At 63.6% G+C, this 18152-nt stretch carries 16 protein-coding genes; 4 read left to right on the forward strand and 12 right to left on the reverse strand.

Annotation, left to right across the window (positions count from 1 at the left end; translation table 11 throughout):
- Positions 1-3: 3 nt before the first annotated feature.
- The 8 genes from L1069_RS11165 to L1069_RS11200 all read right to left on the reverse strand — a co-directional run bounded on the left by L1069_RS11165 (position 4) and on the right by L1069_RS11200 (position 8973).
- Positions 4-1347, reverse strand: a complete 1344-nt coding sequence (locus L1069_RS11165) for a Na(+)-translocating NADH-quinone reductase subunit A (RefSeq protein ID WP_237455715.1) — start codon at positions 1345-1347, stop codon at positions 4-6.
- A 404-nt stretch (positions 1348-1751) separates the two neighbouring features.
- Positions 1752-2876, reverse strand: coding sequence for a mandelate racemase/muconate lactonizing enzyme family protein (locus tag L1069_RS11170; protein WP_237455716.1), 1125 nt, complete (start codon positions 2874-2876; stop codon positions 1752-1754).
- The gene (locus tag L1069_RS11175; protein ID WP_237455717.1) at positions 2873-3967 is read right to left on the reverse strand and encodes an alcohol dehydrogenase family protein; all 1095 of its coding nucleotides are present in this window, start codon (positions 3965-3967) and stop codon (positions 2873-2875) included. The genes L1069_RS11170 and L1069_RS11175 overlap by 4 nt, the downstream gene beginning before the upstream one ends.
- A 90-nt stretch (positions 3968-4057) precedes the next feature.
- On the reverse strand, positions 4058-4297 hold the full coding sequence (locus L1069_RS11180; RefSeq protein WP_129373074.1) for a hypothetical protein: 240 nt from the start codon (positions 4295-4297) through the stop codon (positions 4058-4060).
- Between the two features lie 3 nt (positions 4298-4300).
- Positions 4301-5752: an aldehyde dehydrogenase family protein gene (locus L1069_RS11185; protein WP_237455718.1), complete on the reverse strand. Its 1452-nt coding sequence runs from the start codon at positions 5750-5752 to the stop codon at positions 4301-4303.
- Positions 5749-6903 (reverse strand): aromatic ring-hydroxylating dioxygenase subunit alpha, encoded by a 1155-nt coding sequence (locus L1069_RS11190; protein ID WP_237455719.1) that lies wholly within the window; start codon positions 6901-6903, stop codon positions 5749-5751. Before L1069_RS11190 ends, L1069_RS11185 begins: the two co-directional genes overlap by 4 nt.
- A 95-nt stretch (positions 6904-6998) precedes the next feature.
- The gene (locus L1069_RS11195) at positions 6999-7913 is read right to left on the reverse strand and encodes a LysR substrate-binding domain-containing protein (protein ID WP_237455720.1); all 915 of its coding nucleotides are present in this window, start codon (positions 7911-7913) and stop codon (positions 6999-7001) included.
- A 109-nt stretch (positions 7914-8022) separates the two neighbouring features.
- On the reverse strand, positions 8023-8973 hold the full coding sequence (locus tag L1069_RS11200) for a GlxA family transcriptional regulator (RefSeq protein ID WP_129373078.1): 951 nt from the start codon (positions 8971-8973) through the stop codon (positions 8023-8025).
- A gap of 247 nt (positions 8974-9220) precedes the next feature.
- Here L1069_RS11200 and L1069_RS11205 point away from each other — a divergent pair, with 247 nt between their 5' ends.
- The 4 genes from L1069_RS11205 to L1069_RS11220 are packed head-to-tail and all read left to right on the forward strand — an operon-like array spanning position 9221 to position 13697.
- Complete coding sequence (locus tag L1069_RS11205; RefSeq protein ID WP_237455721.1) at positions 9221-9931, forward strand: GntR family transcriptional regulator; 711 nt, start codon at positions 9221-9223, stop codon at positions 9929-9931.
- Between the two features lie 8 nt (positions 9932-9939).
- Entirely contained in the window at positions 9940-10857 is a 918-nt protein-coding gene (locus L1069_RS11210; protein WP_129373080.1) for a dihydrodipicolinate synthase family protein, read from the forward strand.
- A gap of 3 nt (positions 10858-10860) precedes the next feature.
- On the forward strand, positions 10861-12360 hold the full coding sequence (locus tag L1069_RS11215; RefSeq protein ID WP_237455722.1) for an aldehyde dehydrogenase: 1500 nt from the start codon (positions 10861-10863) through the stop codon (positions 12358-12360).
- Entirely contained in the window at positions 12357-13697 is a 1341-nt protein-coding gene (locus L1069_RS11220) for an FAD-binding oxidoreductase (protein WP_237455723.1), read from the forward strand. Before L1069_RS11215 ends, L1069_RS11220 begins: the two co-directional genes overlap by 4 nt.
- Positions 13698-13790: 93 nt before the next feature.
- Here the strand turns inward: L1069_RS11220 and L1069_RS11225 are convergent, their stop codons facing one another.
- The 4 genes from L1069_RS11225 to L1069_RS11240 all read right to left on the reverse strand — a co-directional run bounded on the left by L1069_RS11225 (position 13791) and on the right by L1069_RS11240 (position 17996).
- Complete coding sequence (locus L1069_RS11225; protein ID WP_237455724.1) at positions 13791-14525, reverse strand: SDR family oxidoreductase; 735 nt, start codon at positions 14523-14525, stop codon at positions 13791-13793.
- Positions 14522-15256 (reverse strand): SDR family oxidoreductase, encoded by a 735-nt coding sequence (locus L1069_RS11230; protein ID WP_237455725.1) that lies wholly within the window; start codon positions 15254-15256, stop codon positions 14522-14524. Before L1069_RS11230 ends, L1069_RS11225 begins: the two co-directional genes overlap by 4 nt.
- Positions 15257-15270: 14 nt before the next feature.
- Complete coding sequence (locus L1069_RS11235) at positions 15271-16374, reverse strand: mandelate racemase/muconate lactonizing enzyme family protein (protein WP_237455726.1); 1104 nt, start codon at positions 16372-16374, stop codon at positions 15271-15273.
- Positions 16375-16439: 65 nt separating this feature from the next.
- A complete protein-coding gene (locus L1069_RS11240; protein WP_237455727.1) occupies positions 16440-17996 on the reverse strand; it encodes a trimethylamine methyltransferase family protein in 1557 nt (518 codons plus the stop codon).
- Between the last annotated feature and the right edge of the window lie 156 nt (positions 17997-18152).

Below are 18152 nucleotides of genomic sequence, written 5' to 3' on the forward strand. Positions count from 1 at the left end.
GGCTCAGCCCTCCTTTTCAATCTTGGCGAGGCAGTCGCGCAGCGCTTGCCCGTATTCATATTTGGCGGGGCAGGCAAAACCGACGAGGCCCATGTCCTCTTCGTCCAGCTCCAGCGCACCCAGCGCCTGCGCGGTGTCGGTGTCCATCACCAGCAATGCCCGCAACAGCTGTGTCGGCAGATAGTCCTGCGGCATCAGCTGTTCGAACGTGCCGGTGGGCACCATCGCGCGGCGGCCGCCGTTCAGATTGCTGGTCAGGCTGAACAGCTTGCGCGACAGGGCGGACCCCAGCACCGGCTGCACCGCGTATTTGCCGCCCATGGGGCGGATCCAGCCCAGCGGGATCTGCTTGCGGTCTTCTTCCATCAGGGCAACCTGACGGGCGAACCGGCCCAGATAGGCAAACGGACCCGCAGCCTGACGGCCCGACAGGATCGAGCCGGAGATCACCCGCACCGGGCCGTCCGCAGCAATCTCGCCGCGGGTCAGCTCATCGGTGGAGGCCCCCATCACGGTGCGGACCAGACGCGGCTCGCGCGCCGCAGGCCCGGCGAGCGCAACAACAATGGAAGGGTCCAGATGGCCGGTCAGCAGCAGGCGGCCGATGGCGATCACATCCTGATAGGAAATCGTCCAGACCTGATCCTCGGCGCGCAGCGGTTTCAGGAAATGAATATGGGTCCCGGCAAGACCTGCAGGGTGCGGGCCGGAGAAAGCCGCCGCCTCAACCCCGGCAACATCGGTGCCCGGAATGCTGTCGCCAGCCTTCTGGCACAAATAGGTGGTGCCCTCGGTCAGCAGGGTCAGCGCTTTCAGACCTGCCGCAAATGCCTCAGCCGCATCATTGATGATCACGGCAGCGTCAGCCGCCAGCGGCTCGCTGTCGATCGCAGTCACAAAGATCGCGCCCGGCTTGGAACCCGGCTGCGGCATCTTGGAATAAGGACGGGTGCGGAACGCGGTCCACAAACCAGCCGCGCACAGCTTTTCGGTCAGCCCCTCGGCAGAATCGGCATTGCCGGTGGCCGAGAAATCAACGCCGTTGTCGTCCGCATCGGACACCGCGATCACCACGCTTTCCAGCACCCGGCGCGCACCGCGGTTGATCGCCACGACCTTGCCGGTCATCGGCGCGACCATCATCGCGGCTTCGGCATCCTTGTGGCAGAACAGCGGAGTTCCGCGCTGGACCTCCTCGCCTTCCTGCACCAGCATGCGGGGTTTCAAACCCAGATAATCGGGGCCCAGAACCGCCACCGAAGTGATGGCCGGGCCGGGGTGAATGGTCTGTTCCGGCGCGCCTGTCACCGGCAGATCCAGCCCCTTCCTCAAGTTAAATGTCTTCATATTTGCGCTACGTCCTTGTGAGGCCGATTCCCGTGGCGGTACTTATCTGTTTCCGGCGGCGGAGACAAAGAAAACGCAAGATGCGGTCGCTTTTGACTCTTCACCAGCCGGGTCCGGCCCTGTTTGATCGGGCGCACTCGAATCAAATTTGCCGCCGAATGGCAAGGCCGCCCCCCTGCTTGCCGGGCAGATTCCTCCGTGATCGCAGCTTCTAAGCCAGAATGCCGCATCTGCAGCCTGCCAATACGTCAGATGCGCCACCCGGAAGCGGCAATCGCACGCCCTGCCTGTGGACAAAACACCCCGGCCAAGCAACGCTTGCCGGGGCGGTCCAATGTGATGGCGCTAACGCCTGCGGCAGCCCGCATGTGATTCGCGACAGGCCTGCGGATTTTGCGCTGATCTCACGCTTCCCAGACAGCCTGCGGCGCGCCCATCAGATCGCGGTCAACGATGATCCCAAGCCCCGGCGCATCCGGCACCAGCACGCCGCCGTCCTGCACAGGCGCGTCGAATTCCGCGGTTTTCAGCGTCACCATATCGCGGCAGTCCAAAATGCAGCGCAGGGACCGCTCCGGCACCGTGGCGCCCAGATGCGCAATGGCGGAAAACGCCACGGCAGAGCCGACGGTATCCTGCACACTGACCGTCGCACCGGCAGCCAGGCACATGTCCCGGTGCCGCCGCCCATGGGTCAGCCCGCCGGCCTTGGAGATCTTGAGGCCGATGCCGTCGGCCACATCCTCGGCCAGCATCAGGGCGATGTCCTCATCCTGCTGCACCAGCTCATCCAGGATGATCGGCACGCTGCAGCGCTTGCGCAGCGACATCGTCTCGCGCCAGGTCTTGCAGGGCGCCTCCAGCACAAAATCCAGCCCCTCGGGCAGCAACCGCAGCATCCGCATGGCGGTCTCCGGCGTCAGCCCGCCATTGGCATCGACCAGAAAGAACTCCCCCGGCTGCCGGTCCGCCAAGGACGCGCGGATACGCTCCGCGTCCAGCGCCGGGCCGCCTTCGCTGTCCAGCGCGCCGACCTTGACCGAATGCCCCAGATAGCCCATCTCGCGGTGCTGCGCGACGCGCGCGCGCATGTCCTCAGGGCTGCCCGCATAGATCGAAGAGATCACCGGCAGGCGTTTGCCCGTAGAGCCGCCCAGCAATTCGCAGACCGGCAGGTTCACCGATTTGCCGAACAGGTCCCAGCAGGCCAGATCAATTGCCGATTTGGCGTGATTGTGGCCCAGCAGCGCCTCGTCCATCGCATCGTTGATGCGGTCCATCTGCCGCGGATCGCGGTCCAGCAGATACGGCGCAATCTCGGCGATCCCCGCTCGCGCACCCAAGGCGTGCGCGGCGATATAGGTGGCGCCGAACGGCGTGCTCTCGCCCCAGCCTTCCAGCCCGGTGTCGGTGGTGATCCGCACAAAAGAGGCATCAAAACTGCGGTACTCCCGACCGCCCGACAACATGTAGGTGCCGCCGGAATAGGGCAGGTCCAGCTGATACAATTCGATTTTCTTGATCTTCACGCCTCGGCCTCCGGGATCATCAGCACCAGCTTGCCGGTATGTTTCTTGCTAAGGAAGTCCTCCTGCGCGGTTGCAATCTCAGCCAGCGGATAGGTTTTGGCGACCAGCGGGCGGATTTCCCCGGCCTCGATATATGAGATCAGATTGGCGAACACCTCATCCACCTGAAAGGTGCAGCCCATCAGGGTCAGGTCCTTCAGGTACAGCGTGCGCACGTCGATCTCAGCAATCGGCCCCGCAATGGCGCCGGCGGTGGCATAACGCCCGCCACGCCGTAAAACGTCCATAAACGCAGGCCATTGCGGGCCAGCGACCAGATCGACCACCACATCGACGGATCCCTCGCCCAGCTCTGTGCGCAGATCAGCGTTGCGGTCCACCACACGATCGGCGCCAAGCGCCAGCACCTCCTCCGCCTTCGCAGCAGAGGACAGCGCGATCACGGTGGCGCCGCGACGCTTGGCCAATTGCACGGCGGCAGAGCCGACTCCGCCCGACGCGCCCGAGATCAGCACGGTTTCGGCGGCAAGGCCAACCCGGTGCAACATGTTCTCAGCCGTCGAATAGGCGCAAGGGATCGAGGCCAGCTCGGCATCGGACCAGTTGCAGTTCACCGCATGGGTCTCGCGCGCCGGGGTGACCGCGAACTGGGCAAAACCGCCGTCGCATTCGCTGCCGAAGGTCCAGCATTCATAAGGGCGGTAATCGACGTAAGAACGCAGCATGTTGCGCACCAGCACCCGCTCGCCGATACGGGACGGGTCGACCCCCTCCCCCACCGCCGCGATGTGCCCGCAGGCATCCGCGCCCTGAATGCGCGGGAATTCCAGCGGCTTGCCGGACCAGCTGGCGTCATCGTCATCGACGCTGTCAAACCCGGTGGCGCCGCCCGCATTGGTGTCCGCATCCACCGCCTTGGAGTACCAGCCGATGCGGGTGTTGATATCGGTGTTGTTGATGCCCGCTGCTGCGATGCGGATCAGCACCTCGCCCGCCTTGGGCTGCGGCACCGGCACATCGGTGCGGTAGTCCAGTTTCTCGATGCCGCCGTGGCCGGTTAGCAGCACGGCTGCCATTTTACTGGGGATCATGAGTGTCTCTCCCTGAATAAAACTGGCCGGCCCTCCCCTGCCGGCCAAACAGGCTGCTGTCCCCGTGGGGACAACACCCTGAAACCTGTGTTACAGATCCAGCGGATGCGCCCGGCCCCGCTCCGCCAGGCGGCGGTTCAGTTCCCTGGCTTCCGGCAGACCCGCTTCCAGCGCAAAGACAAAGGCGTGGGTCAGGTAGAAGCAGGCGGCGTCGATATTGCCGGCCTCCTCAGCCCTGTCCCCGGCCAGCGTATAGAGCCGCACCAGCTCGGCATTGTCCTTATCTTCATGCGCCTGCAAAAGTGCGCGGTCGAGATCTGCACGCTCCATCCCTCAGCCCTTCAGCGAGATCGCGATGTTCTTGGTGCGCACATAATTATAAAGCGCCTCCAATCCCTTTTCACGGCCAAAGCCCGATTTGCCAACGCCGCCGAACGGGGTTGAGATGCCGCCAGCGAACCATTCGTTCACAAACACCTGCCCGGCGCGCAGGCGGTTCGCGACCCGGTGCGCCCGTGCGAGGTCTCGGGTAAAGACGCCGGCCACCAGCCCGAACGCGGTGCCGTTGGCCATGGCGATCGCCTCGGCCTCGGTGTCGAAGGGGGTGAAGCAGGTGACGGGGCCAAAGATCTCTTCCTGCGCGACACGGGACGCGGGATCCACATCCGCCAGAATGGTCGGCGCCATAAAGTAGCCGTCGCGTTCCAGCCGGGCGCCGCCGGACGCCGCGCGCGCACCGCTTTGGCGGGCGGTGGCCACCAGGGTTTCGATGCCGTCCAGCTGACGCGCCGAGATCACCGGGGTGAGGCCGGGGTTTTCCAGTCCGTGGCCAACACTGAGGCCATTTGCCAGCGCTGCGGCGCGCTCAACCGCCTCGTCATAGATCGAACGGTGCACCAGCACCCGAGACATCGCCGAGCACACCTGACCGGCGTTATAGAAGATGCCGCTTTGCAAGCTGGACATCAGCGTGTCCAGATTGGTGTCCTCAAACGCCACAGCCGCGGATTTGCCGCCCAGCTCCATCAGCGCGGGCGTCACCGGATTGGCCGCCGCGCGCAGGATCGCCTGGCCGGTCGGCACCGAGCCGGTAAAGACGATCTGGTCGATTTGGCTGCTTTCCACCAGCCGCGCGCCAAGGTCTGCACCGATGCCGTTCAGAATCGAGACTGCCCCAGCGGGGACGTCAGCGCGTTCCAATGCGACGCCCAACATCGCCAGCGCCATCGGGTCCAGCTCCGGCGATTTGATGATCACCGAGTTGCCCGCCGCCATCGCAGGCGCCAGCGAGCGTGCGGCAATCGACACCGGGAAGTTCCACGGCACGATCTGGGCAGAGACGCCATAAGGCTCATAGACCGTAAAGTCAGCGTAATCCGGGCCAAGCGGGATAGACTTGCCTTCGATCTTGTCGGCCATGCCGCCGTAATATTCGAAATACTGCGCGGCTTCTTCGAATTCGTCATGCGCCGCGCTGAGGCTCTTGCCGCTTTCGCGGCACAAAAGCTCTGCGCCCTCATCCGCGATGCCGCGGATTTCCGCTGCAATGCGCTGCATCAGCTGGCCGCGTTTTGCGGGCTTCATGGCCGCTAGATCGCCGCGATCAAAACTGGCGCGGGCGGCTTCCAGCGCGCGGGCCAGGCTTTCCTCGCCCGCCAGCGCGCAATCCGCCACATGGCTGCCGTTGCCAGGGTCCTCAACGGCGATGCGTTTGCCGCCATCGCCCTCAGCCCAGGCTCCGGCCAGGAAATTCCTGGCCAGACCGTCTTGCAGGAAAGAACTCATGCCGCGCGGCCCTTGGTCACCTGATCGGCCACCCAGGCGTGGAAGTTATGGGTCGGCCCGTCCATCGCAGGCGAGAAACGGCCGCCGTCGAACAGCTCGCCGTGGCGGCCCTTCTGCATGCCCTCGACGACAAAGACGTCTTCCTCGAACACGGTCTTCCACAGTTTGGCGTTCTCATCGCGCAGCTGTTCCAGGTCCGGCGTGTCGTCGGCGGATTTGGCGTAATAGAGCTCGATGTGTTCAACGGTGTTTTCGGTGTCGACCGGCTCAAGGATGATCGCAAAGGCATGGTCGCGCTGCACACCCAGCAGCACGTTCGGGTAGACGGCCACATATTCGCCGCCCTCATCCCACTTGCTGCTCAGCCCCTCGAAATCCGGGAACATCTTGCCGTCATCGCCCTTCATCTGGCGGTAGACCAGGGTGCCCTGGCCGGAATAATGGCCCGGAACCTCGATGTTGTAATGGTCTTCCAGCCGGGAATAGCTGTTCAGCCCCGGATGCACCCAGGGCAGGTGATAGCTTTCGCAGTAGTTCTCAACCGCCAGTTTCCAGTTGGTTTTGACCTCCAGCTGAAAGCCCGAGGTTTCGCCGCCGTGATGCACCGGGGTCTCAAATTCCTTCCAGCGTTCCAGAAGGCCAGCGTGGGCGTCCTCAAACGCGGGCGCGTTGCCGTCGACATTGGCAAAGATCACGTCGCGCCAGACATAGGAACGGATGCGGACCAGGCCCAGCTCGTCCAGCTTGATATCTTCATGTTTGTTGTTGCCGGGGCCGCCCACATGCGGGGTTGAGACCAGGCGGCCGTTCAGGCCATAGCACCAGCTGTGATAGGGGCAGCGGATGGCGCCGCGGATCTTGCCGGGTTTTTCAACCAGGATCATTCCACGGTGGCGGCAGGTGTTCTGAAACACGCCGACTTCGCCATCATTGTCGCGCACGATCAACAGCGGCATCCCGAGGAAATCCACCGGTTTGGCATAGCCCGGTTCCGGCACATCCTTGCCAAAGCCGATGCCGGACCAATTGGCAAACAGCACCGAGCGTTTCTCTTCGGCAAAGACGGCGGGGTCGATGTAATGGGCGTTCGGCAGGCCGTTGGCCACGTTGACCGGAGCCATCACCGGGGCAAGCGTGTCATGCTTGTTCATCTGGGTCTCTCCAAACCTGAATAAAGATGTGCGCGTTGTGCGCCATTGAAAGGAGAGAGCGGAATCACTCAATATCAGAAAACTTCGCGCTGACCTTAGCTGAATTCATCTGAGGCGTGACTCAGCTCGTCAATCACCCAATTGCGAAGCAACCGGGCGGATTCCGACATTTCCGCATCCGGGCGGCCCACCAGGTGGAACCCGTGCGGGGCGGCCAGCACATGCGGGCCGATCGGCACCAGTTGGCCCGTGGTCAGCAAGGGGTTCAGCAGGCGCTGCCACCCCAGCGCCAGCCCGGTTCCGTCCTGCGCGGCCTGCAGCGCAACCGAGTAGTTGTTGACCCGCACCCCTGGCGCGATGGGGCCGTCATAGCCCTGCTGCTGGAACCAGTCGGCCCAGGTGGTCCAGCTTTTGTCGTCGGATTCCAGATGCAGCAGCCGCTGCTGCGCCAGCTCCTCCAGCGGGCAGCCGGTCAGCTTTTCAGCCAATTCCCGGTTGCCCACCGGCACCAGGTGGTCGCGGTACAACTCGGTCTGTTGCAGCCTGGTGTCGCGCTCGCGCCCGTAGCGGATGTAGAAATCCACGTCGGGCATACTGCGCAAGGGCCGGTCGTTGACGATCTGGTTGACGTTCACATCCGGGTGCCGGCGCCAGAACCGCACCACCGACGGCGACAGCCACAATGAGGCCACCGCAGAGGTGGAACCGATGGTCACGGTGTCGCCGGTATGGCGGTCGCGGATGGTTTTCAGGCTAAGCGAGATTTTTGAAAACGAGGTCGCCAGCGTATCAAACAACGCCTCGCCTTCCTCGGTCAGCTCGACTCCGCGGTGCTTGCGCTGAAACAGCGGCACCTGCAGCTCGGCCTCCAGCGCCTTGACCTGATGGCTGACGGCGCCGGGGGTAACGGACAGCTCCTGCGCGGCGTTCTTGAAGCTGAGATGGCGGGCGGCGGCCTCAAACGCGGCCAGGGTGGTCAGCGGCGGCAGGCTGTAATGGCGGCGGGACATCTGCGGCTCCTGGCATGCGGCTGGGATGAGAGGGTTTCATTTCAATATGGGAAATACGCCTTTGATTACCAGCACGGAATTTGCGGACGCGCGCGGTGTTCCGGCGCGCCTAGTCGATCCGGCCCCGTTGCAGCATTGGCGTCACGTTAAAGGCAGCCTTGTACACCCTTGAGAAATGGCCGGGGCTGTCAAATCCGCAGGACAGCGCCACCTCGGTCACCGAAGACTCAGTCTGGATCAGCAGATTGCGGGCGCGCTCCAACCGCATCTCCATTGAATATTTCTTGGGCGAGGTGTTCAGGTATTTGCCGAACAGCCGCTCCAGCTGGCGGGTAGAGATGCCGATATCCTCGGCAATCAGCGCAGGCGAGATGGGATCGCTGATATGGTCGTGCATCATCTGGATCGCCCGCGCCAGATGCCGGTTGCGCATGCCGTTGCGCGATTGCAGCGAAACCTTCTGCTCGGCAGTTGCATTGCGCACCGCGTTGTAAACCATCTGGTCCGCCACCGCGACGGCCAGATCATAGCCGTGATCGCGCTCAATCAGATGCAGCATCAAATCCGCCGTGGCGGTGCCGCCCGAGGCGGTCATGTGCTTTTCATCGGCCACAAACACGCTGCGCACCAGGTTCACCTCCGGAAAGCCCTCCATGAAACTGTCATGGTATTCCCAGTGGATTGCCGCCTGCATGCCGTTGAGAAACCCGGCCTCGGCCAGCACCCATGCGCCGGAACACAGGGCGCCGATCCGCGTACCGCGCGCCCGTTCGCGCCGCAACGCTGCCAGCAGCGGCTTGGTCACATGGTTGCGCATATGGATGCCGGACAGGGCAAACAGCTGGCGGCATTTCGGGATCGCATCAAAGCCGTAATGCACCAGCGTCACCGAGCCATTGGAACAGGTCGCGGTCTCGCCGTTCTCTGATCCGAACGACCAGTCATACAAGTCCTGCCCGCTGACCAGATTGGCAATGCGCAAGGGCTCCACCGCGCAGGAAAAGGCGAGATGCGAGAATTCCTCGACCAGAAGAAAGGCGAAATGCTGGGTGTTGGACATGGTGTGACCGCCTGACAAAAACCGCGCGGGACCGCCCTGTGCAACACAGCCCTGCGGTCCGGGCAGGCTACGCCCCCTGCCCCGTCCGCCGCAAGCTGCTGCACTGCGCAAAGCGCCCGCAAACTGCACACATCATATTTTTTCCGTGTACACAATATGTATTTTTTCTGTACTGGACGCATATAGTCATGACATAGAGACTGCGACCCGACGAATCCCACCCGCAACAGCGGCAGGAGAGAGATCCATGAAAGACGCCTCCAAGACCCGTAAGGCCGAGCTGCACAACCGTCTCAAGGCGGCCATCATGACGCTGGAGCTGCGCCCGGGCGCTGATCTGGACGAGGCGAAACTGTCCGAAGACACCGGCCTGTCGCGCACGCCTTTGCGCGAAGTGCTGCGCCAGCTGGCAGGCGAAGGCTATGTGGATCTGCGCGAAAACCGCGGTGCCCGGGTCAGCGAGATGTCGCATATGACCCTGCGCGATTTCTTCCTGGCGGCGCCGATGATCTATGGCGCGGTGCTGCAACTGGCGGCGAAACACGCAACGCCCGCCCAGATCGAGGTGCTGAAGGCCGCGCAGGAGGATTTCAAAGCCGCCCTGCGCAGCGGCTCCAGCGCCGAGCGGGCGATGGCCAACAACCGTTTCCACGAAGTGACCGGCGAGATGGCCGACAACATCTATCTGCTGCCCTCGTTTCAGCGGCTGCTGATTGACCACGCCCGAATTTCGATGACCTTTTACCGGCCGCAAAGCCCCGAGATGGCCGAAAACGTCTCGGAAGCCAGCGCCCAGCATGACGCCATCATCACCGCGATCGAGACGGGCGACGAGGCGGCGGCGGCGCAGCTGGCGATTGATCACTGGAACCTGTCACGCGACCGGATTGAACTGTTTGTCATGCCCGCCGGGCTGGACGTGCCGCTGGGCACGGTCGCACGCAAAACCCCTGCATAGAGGACAAAATGACCCCAATATTCCGCTTTGAAGGGATCTACACCCCTGTGGTGACGCCCTATCACGAGGACGGCAGCGTCAATTGGGACGCGCAGGCCGAGGTGATCGAATACCTGGTTGAAAACGGCGTGCATGGCCTGATCTCCGGCGGCTCGACCGGTGAAAACTATGCCCAGACCGTCGAGGAACGGCTGGAGCTGGCAAAGTTCACCCATGAGCAGCTCAAGGGCCGGCTGCCGCTGGTTGTCGGCACCGGCGCGATGCTGACCGGCGACTCCGTGGCGCTGGCCGCGGGTGCCCGCGACATCGGCGCCGACAGTATCCTCTTGGCCTCGCCCCCCTATTCGGTGCCGACCGACCGCGAAAATGCGCTGAATGCGCTGGCCATCGACAAGGCTGCTGATCTGCCGGTGATGCTGTACAATTACCCGCACCGCACCGGCACCATGATGGGCGAGGAGTTCCTGGACCGGGTCGGGCGCAGCCGCAATTTCTGCGGCATCAAGGAAAGCTCGGGCGATATCAACCGGGTGCACCTGCTGGCCCGCGACTATCCGCATATCCAGCTGGGCTGCGGCATGGATGATCAGGCGCTGGAATTCTTTGCCTGGGGCGCGCCCTTCTGGGTCTGCGGCGGATCGAACTTCCTGCCGGCCGAACATGTGGCGCTGTATAACGCCTGCGTGGTGGAGGGCAATTACACCAAGGGCCGCCGCATCATGTCGGCGATGATGCCCTTGATGCATGTGCTGGAGCAGGGCGGAAAATTCATCCAGACCATCAAACACGGCGTCACCCTGAACGGCATCGCAGCCGGTGCCATGCGCGCACCGCTGAAAGGGCTGAACAAGGACGACAAACGCGCATTGGAACAGGTTGTGCGCGTGCTGAAACAGAAAATTGCCGACATTCAGGCGGAGGGCTGAGCCATGACATTGCTGACCCAGGACGAATACACATCCATCGCCGCAGGGCTGGCCCTGCCCACTGGTGCCTTCATCGACGGTAAATTCCGCCCGGCAGCTTCGGGAAACACCTTTGAAACGGTGAACCCGGCCACTGGAGTGAAACTCGCCGATATTGCCGCCTGCGGCGCCGAGGATGTTGATTTCGCGGTTGAAAAGGCCCGCGAAGCCTTTGACGACGGGCGCTGGTCCCGCCTGCACCCGTCTGAGCGCAAAGACGTGCTGATCCGGCTGGCCAAGCTGATGACCCGCAACGCGCGTGAACTGGCGGTGATGGAAAGCATCGACAGCGGCAAAACCATCTATGACTGCGAAACCGTTGATGTGCCGGAGACCATCCACTGCATCAAATGGCACGCCGAGGCGATCGACAAGATCTATGATCAGGTATCGCCTGCCTCGGATGATCACATCGCCATGGTGGTGCGCGAACCCATCGGCGTGGTCGGCCTGGTGCTGCCGTGGAATTTCCCGCTCTTGATGCTGGCGTGGAAGATCGGCCCGGCGCTGGCGGCGGGCTGCTCGGTTGTGGTGAAGCCTGCGGCGGAGACCACCCTGACCGCCCTGAGGGTGGCGGAACTGGCGATGGAAGCCGGCCTGCCCCGCGGTGTCTTGAACATTGTTCCCGGCGGCGGCGCCGACGTGGGCGAGCCCATCGGGCGGCATATGGATATCGACATGGTGTCCTTCACCGGCTCCACCGTGACCGGCAAGCGGTTCCTGTCTTATTCGGCCGAAAGCAACGCCAAGGAAGTGGTGCTGGAGATGGGCGGCAAGAACCCCGCCATCGTGATGGACGACGCCGAAAACCTGGACCGGGTTGCCGCCCATGTGGTGAACGGCGCGTTTTGGAACATGGGCGAGAATTGCTCGGCCTCCTCGCGGCTGATCGTGCATAAGGACGTGAAGGCCGAGCTTTTGGAGCGGATTGCGCATCACGCCAAGCAATGGAACATCGGTGATCCGCTGGACCCGGAGGTCCGCATGGGCGCGCTGGTCTCACCCGCGCATTTCGACAAGGTCTGCGGCTATCTGGAGCAGGCGGAAAACGTGGTTCTGGGCGGCAGATCGCATGATGGCGCCTTTGTCGAACCCACGGTGGTTGAAGTGCCCGGCAATGATGCGGTGCTGGCGCGCGAAGAGATTTTCGGCCCCGTCCTGTCGGTGATCGAAGTCACTGGCTTTGACGAGGCTATCCGGATCGCCAATGACACCGACTATGGCCTCTGTGCGTCGATCTTCACCGCCAATGCCAAACGCGCCATCCGCGGCGCGCGGGCTATCCGGGCGGGCACGGTGACGGTGAACAGCTTTGGCGAGGGTGACATCTCCACACCATTTGGCGGCTACAAGCAGTCGGGTTTTGGCGGCCGCGACAACTCGGTCCATGCCCATGACCAGTACACCCAGCTGAAAACCATCTGGATTGATCTGGCCGACGACGCAGATGAGGCCGTGGATTGAGCACCTACACCGCCAAACGCCTGCCCCGGCAGACCGCAGCGGCGGGATGGAATGCCATCCTGCCGCCGCAAGATCCGCTGCCGGTGCTGGACCAGGATCTGACCGCCGATGTGACCATCATCGGCGGCGGATTTGCCGGGCTGTCGGCGGCCCGGCGCCTGCATCAGCTGGACCCGTCCCTGACGGTCGCGGTACTGGAAGCCGGGCAATTCGCCGAAGGCTCAGCCGGGCGCAATTCCGGCTTTATGATCGACCTGCCGCATGATCTGGCCTCGGATAATTACGCCGGCGACGCGTTGGAGGCCGACCGCGCCGCCATTGCCCTGAACCGCCAGGCCATCGCGTTTGCCAAGGGCATCGCCGAAGACTGTGCGCTGCCGCAGGAGATCTTTGATCCTGCCGGTAAAATCAACGCCGCCGCCACCCGTGCAGGCGATCGGCACAACCGCGACTTTGCCGCCCATCTGGAGCGGCTGGGCGAGCCGCATACGCTCTACTCGCAAACGGAAATGCAGGCGCTGACAGGCAGCCCGCATTACACCTCCGGCCTTTATGCGCCGGGTACGGTGATGATCCAGCCCGCGGGCTATATCAGGGCCTTGTCGGCACATCTGGCCGGGCAAATCAGCGTCTTTGAAAACACCCCCGCCACAGGGTTTGAAAAACAGGGCAGAGGCTGGCTGGTTTCCACCCCCAAGGGCCGCATCAGCACCGGCAGGATTATCCTGGCCAACAACGGCCATCTGGAAAGCTTCGGCTTTTACCAGCGCCGCCTGATGCATATCTGCCTTTATGCCTCGATGACCAAACGCCTGACACCGGAACAAATCGCCCGGCTGGGCGGCGAAGCGCGCTGGTCGGTGACGCCATCGGACCCGGTCGGCACCTCGGTGCGGCGGATTTCCGGCTCATACGGCGACCGGATCCTGATCCGCACCTGCGCCAGTTTTCACCCCACGATTGAGACCAGCCGGATGCGCCTGCGCAATGCCGGCTGGGTGCATGACCGCAAGTTCCGCGAACGCTTCCCGCATCTGGGGGATGTGCAGATGGAGCACCGCTGGGCCGGGATGCTGTGCCTTAGCCGCAACGGGTCTGCGGCGTTCGGCGAGCTGGAACAGGGTGTCTTTTCCGCCTGCTGCCAGAACGGCCTTGGCATTGCCCGCGGCACCCAGCAGGGGATGGGGGCGGCTGAACTGCTGCTGCAGGGCGGATCGGAGATTGCCAACCATTTTCTGGCCCAGCCGGAGCCGCCGAGGCTGCCGCCGGAACCCTTTGCCTCGCTTGGGGCGAACACCTATCTGATGTGGAAGGAATGGCGGTCCGGGAAGGAATAAGGCGTTGGGGGCGCTGCCCCCGGCCTGCGGCCTCCCCCGGAGTATTTTTGCAAAGATGAAGCGGGGCCGGGCCTTGAAGGTCCGGCTTTTGGTTCAAGGCAGGCTCAGCTTGGCCATTCGCCCGCCGTCAACGGTATAGACCTGGCCGGTGATGAAGCCCGCGTCCTCTGATGCCAGGAAAGCCACCAGCGCCGCCACTTCCTGCGGCTTGCCGGTGCGGGCCACCGGGTGGATGCCGGCGATATCGCGGCGGAAGGCCTCTGGATCGGGCATGGCGCCGATGAAATCGAGGTTCAGCTCGGTGTCAATCCAGCCCGGCGCCACCGCGTTGCAGCGGATGCCTTCCGCTCCGTGATCCACCGCCACCGCGCGGGTGAGGCCATGCAGCCCGGCCTTGGAGGCGCAATAGGCGGCGTGGCCGGGATTACTGCCCAGGCCTTCGATGGATCCGGTGTTGACGATACTGCCCTTGGATTTGCGCAGATGCGGCAGGGCGGCCTGGATCATCAGGAAGGGTGCCGTCAGGTTCACGGTCAAATTGCGTTGCCAGTCGGCGAGGGTCATGTCCTCGACCCGGGCCTCCTGCATCATGCCGGCGTTGTTGACCAGCACATCAAGGCGCCCTGCCCTGTTGACGGCCTCGGCGATGACCTGCGCCGGGCTGTCCGGGTCGGTGAAATCGGCGGCGATGCCCTCAAAATTTGCATCCGTGCCGCGCTGCGCGGTGAAGACGCGCGCCCCCTCGTCGCGCAGACGGCGGGCGATGGCCTGACCGATACCGCTGCGGCCGCCGGTGACCAGCGCAACCTTGCCTTCAAACCGGCTCATGACACCGGTTTCCCGCCGTTCACCTCAACCAGCGCGCCGCACATGTAGCGGGCGGCGTCCGAGGCGAGGAACAGCACCACATCGGCGATATCCTCGGGCTCGGCAATCCGGCCCAGCGGCACCGATTTGCCCAGCTCGGCTACTGCCGAGTCCGGATCAAAGCCGCGTTTGGCAAAGCCCGAACGCAGCATCGGGGTGTTCACCTCATTCGGGCAGACCGCGTTGATGCGGATGCCCTGATGCGCATGGTCCATCCCCATGCATTGGGTCAGCGAGGCAATTGCCGCCTTGGTCATGCAGTAAAGCGCGTGGTTCGGCCCCGGAGCCTTGCCGCCCCAGCAGGACGCGGTGTTAACGATGGCGCCGCCGCCGGTTTCCGCCATCAGCGGGATTGCGGCGCGGCAGATGCGGAACGGCGCCTGCACATTGACGCCCATCGACAGGTCCCAGTCGGCATCCGAGGTCTCTGTCACCGGGCCGCGGGTGATGACGCCGGCGTTGTTGATGACAATATCCAGCCCGCCAAGCGCCTCTGCGGCGGCCAGCGGCAGGGTGTTGGCATAATCCGCGTCCAGCAGATCGCCGGGCAGACGCGCTTCGGCCTCAATACCGCTGGTGTCGCGGTCGGCAACCGCCACCTTGGCGCCAGCGGCGCGCAGGCGTTGCGCGATGGAGGCACCGATGCCCCCTGCTGCGCCGGTGACCAGCGCGCATTTTCCCTGAAATTCCATAATTCTGTCTCCAATCAAAAGGATGCCACCGGCGCGCCGAACAGGCTCTCGTCCGGGGTAATGCCGAGGCCGGGACCTTGCGGGACGCTGATATGGCCACCCTCGATGCGGATACCGTTTTCCGCGTCGTAGTTGCCCTCGATATAGGGGGCCGCCAGCCAGACACCCTCCAGCAGGTCCGGCTTAACGGTGGCGCCGATATGGGTGCAGGCCGCCGCAATGATATCGCCGCCCCAGCTGTCGTCGCAGGTGTGCGGCAGGTTGCGGGCCTCGCAGATGTCGCGGAAGGCGCGCATCGGCTGCAGGCCGCCAATCCGTGTCACCTTCATGCCGAACCCATCCACCAGCCCGGTGCCGGCGGCAGTGACCACCGTGTTCAGGCTGGTGCTGTTTTCATCCATGTAGAGGCCGTGGCTGATCTGCGGGCGGATTTTCTGCAGGTCTTCCAGCGTGTTGCAGGGCTGCTCCATGATAAAGGGGATCTCAGAGCATTCGCGGCTGACGCGCAGCGCATCCCGCGTGGTCCAGCCGCGGTTGCCGTCCACCGCCAGCCGCATGCCGGAACCGCCAATCTGTTCCCAGACCTTGCGAATGGTCTCAATGTCCAGTTCCACAGGCCGTCCGCCGACCTTGACCTGCAGGCGGGGATAGCCCTCGGCCAGTTTCCCGGCAGCCAGCCGCGCGATATCATCGGGCGCGCCGACGCCGGTGGCATAGTAGGAGGGCACGCGGTCGGTGACCGCACCGCCCAAAAGGGTTGAGACGCTGACGCCGAACTGCTTGCCCAAGAGATCATGCGCGGCGATGTCGATGGCGGCCTTGGCGTAATTGTGTCCGTTCAGCAGCCCGTCCATGCGCCGGTGCAGGGTCACGGGTGCGATTTCGGCGCCAATCAGCCCCTCTGCCATCGCGGCCAGCGCTGCGCGGGCGCCGCCGGCGTGGGATTCGGCGTAAGTGGGGCCAACCGGACAGGTCTCGCCCCAGCCTTCCAACCCGTTGTCCGCCACCAGCTTCACCAGCGTTGTGTCCAGCGACCAAACCGCGGCGTTGGCCATGGTGTAGGGGCCGTTTTTCACCGGCAGATCGTGCTGATAAATATGGATTTCCGCAATTTTCATATGCTTGCCCTGTTGGAAAAAAGGCCCGCCCGCTAATCGCCGGGGCGGGCCAGTCGGGGGAAAGGTCAGTAGCTTTGGTTCAGCTCATCCGCAGCGGGGATTTCGCGTTCGCGCCGGGCGATGTAGTCCAGCAATTCTTCGTTCCTGGCCTCGTCCAGCTTCGGCTCCTGGTATTCTGACAGCAGCTTCTTGGCACGGGTCAGGGCGCGTTCGGTGATCTCAACCCCGCCTTCGGCCTGCCATTGCTCGATCGAGTTGTTGTCGAACATCTCCGGCATAAAAAACGCCTCCTGGAAATTCTCCTGGGTATGCGGATGGCCCAGATAATGGCCGCCCGGCCCGACATCCGGCACCGCCGACAGCGCCTGATCAAAGTCATGCCATTTCGGCCCCTCTGCCATCCGGTAGGCCATCGCGCATTGCTCGGCATCGACGATGAACTTGGCGACGGAACAATGCATCCCGGCCTCGTTCCAGCCCGCCGAATGCCAGATATAGTTGGCGCCGGCATGCATCACCGCCTGCAGTGTGGTGGCGCTCTCATAGCCGGCCTGCGCGTCGAACGTCTTGGCCCCGCCCAGCGTGTTGGAGGTCCGCCACGGCACGCCATAGTAGCGCGCCATCTGGCCGATCATGAAGTTCATCAGGCTGATTTCCGGCGTCCCCGCCATCGGCGCGCCGGACTTCATGCTGACGGTGGACAGGTAGTGGCCATAGATCGCAGGCGCGCCCTTGCGGATCACCTGGGTATAGGCCAGCGCGCTCAGCGCCTCGGCGTTCAGCTGCGCCACGGTGGCGGGGACCGAGGCAGGCGTATTGGCGCCGCCCAGCACAAACGGCGAGCACAGCACCGGCTGGTTGCGGCGGCAAAAGGCGCGCATCGCGCCCAGCATGGTTTCGTCCCAGACCAGCGGCGAGTTGCCGTTGCAATTGCCGGTCACCACCGGGTGGCTGTCGATGAAATCCGCGCCGAACAGGATCGCGCACATGTCCAGCACATCCTCGGCGTTCTTAGGCGAAGTGGTCATGCCCATGAACGTCTTGTCGGAATACTTCATCGACGAATAGGTGATCCGCAGATGCCGCTGGCTGATCGGGTGATCATAGGGCTCCACAATGTGATGCGCCGAGGAGTGCAAGGACGGCATCATATGCGCCAGCTTGTGGAACATCGCCAGGTCGTCCATCATCGGATTGCGGCGCACGTCGTCCAGATCGCGCAGGAACGGCGCGCCGGTCATCGGGATGAACATCGAATGCTTGCCGCCCAGGCGCAGGTTCTTCTTGGGGTCGCGCGCGTGATAGGTGAAATCACTGGGGATTGTCGCAATCAGCTCCCGTACCAATCCGCGGTCCAGATAGACCAGCTCGCCCTCGACCTTGGCGCCGGCGCGCTTCCAGTCTTCCAGCGCGATGGGATCGCGGAACTGGACGCCTACGTTTTCCAGAATATCCATCGAGGCGTTGTCGATCATCTCAACCTGGGCGCCGTCCATTACCTCGCACAGGGGGATTTTGCGGGTGAGGCCCGGCAGCATGTCGAATTTCGGGGCGGTGCGCAGGGCGCGGCGGGCGGTGCGGCCGCCCGAGCGCGAACGGGTCGCAGTGGCTTGCTCAGTCATGGCAGGGTCTCCTTTGACGGAGAGTTTTTCTGAAATTTCCGGGCTTCACCTGCAGGATTACGAAATGCGATTGCAAAAACCGACACTCCGCCCGGCGGAAGCGGCCAGGAGGCTGCTGCCTTGCTTTGCGGCGGATTCTCCGACCCTGTCAGACCT

It is taken from the genome of Leisingera sp. MMG026, from assembly GCF_021654205.1.
Classification (GTDB): Bacteria; Pseudomonadota; Alphaproteobacteria; order Rhodobacterales; family Rhodobacteraceae; genus Leisingera.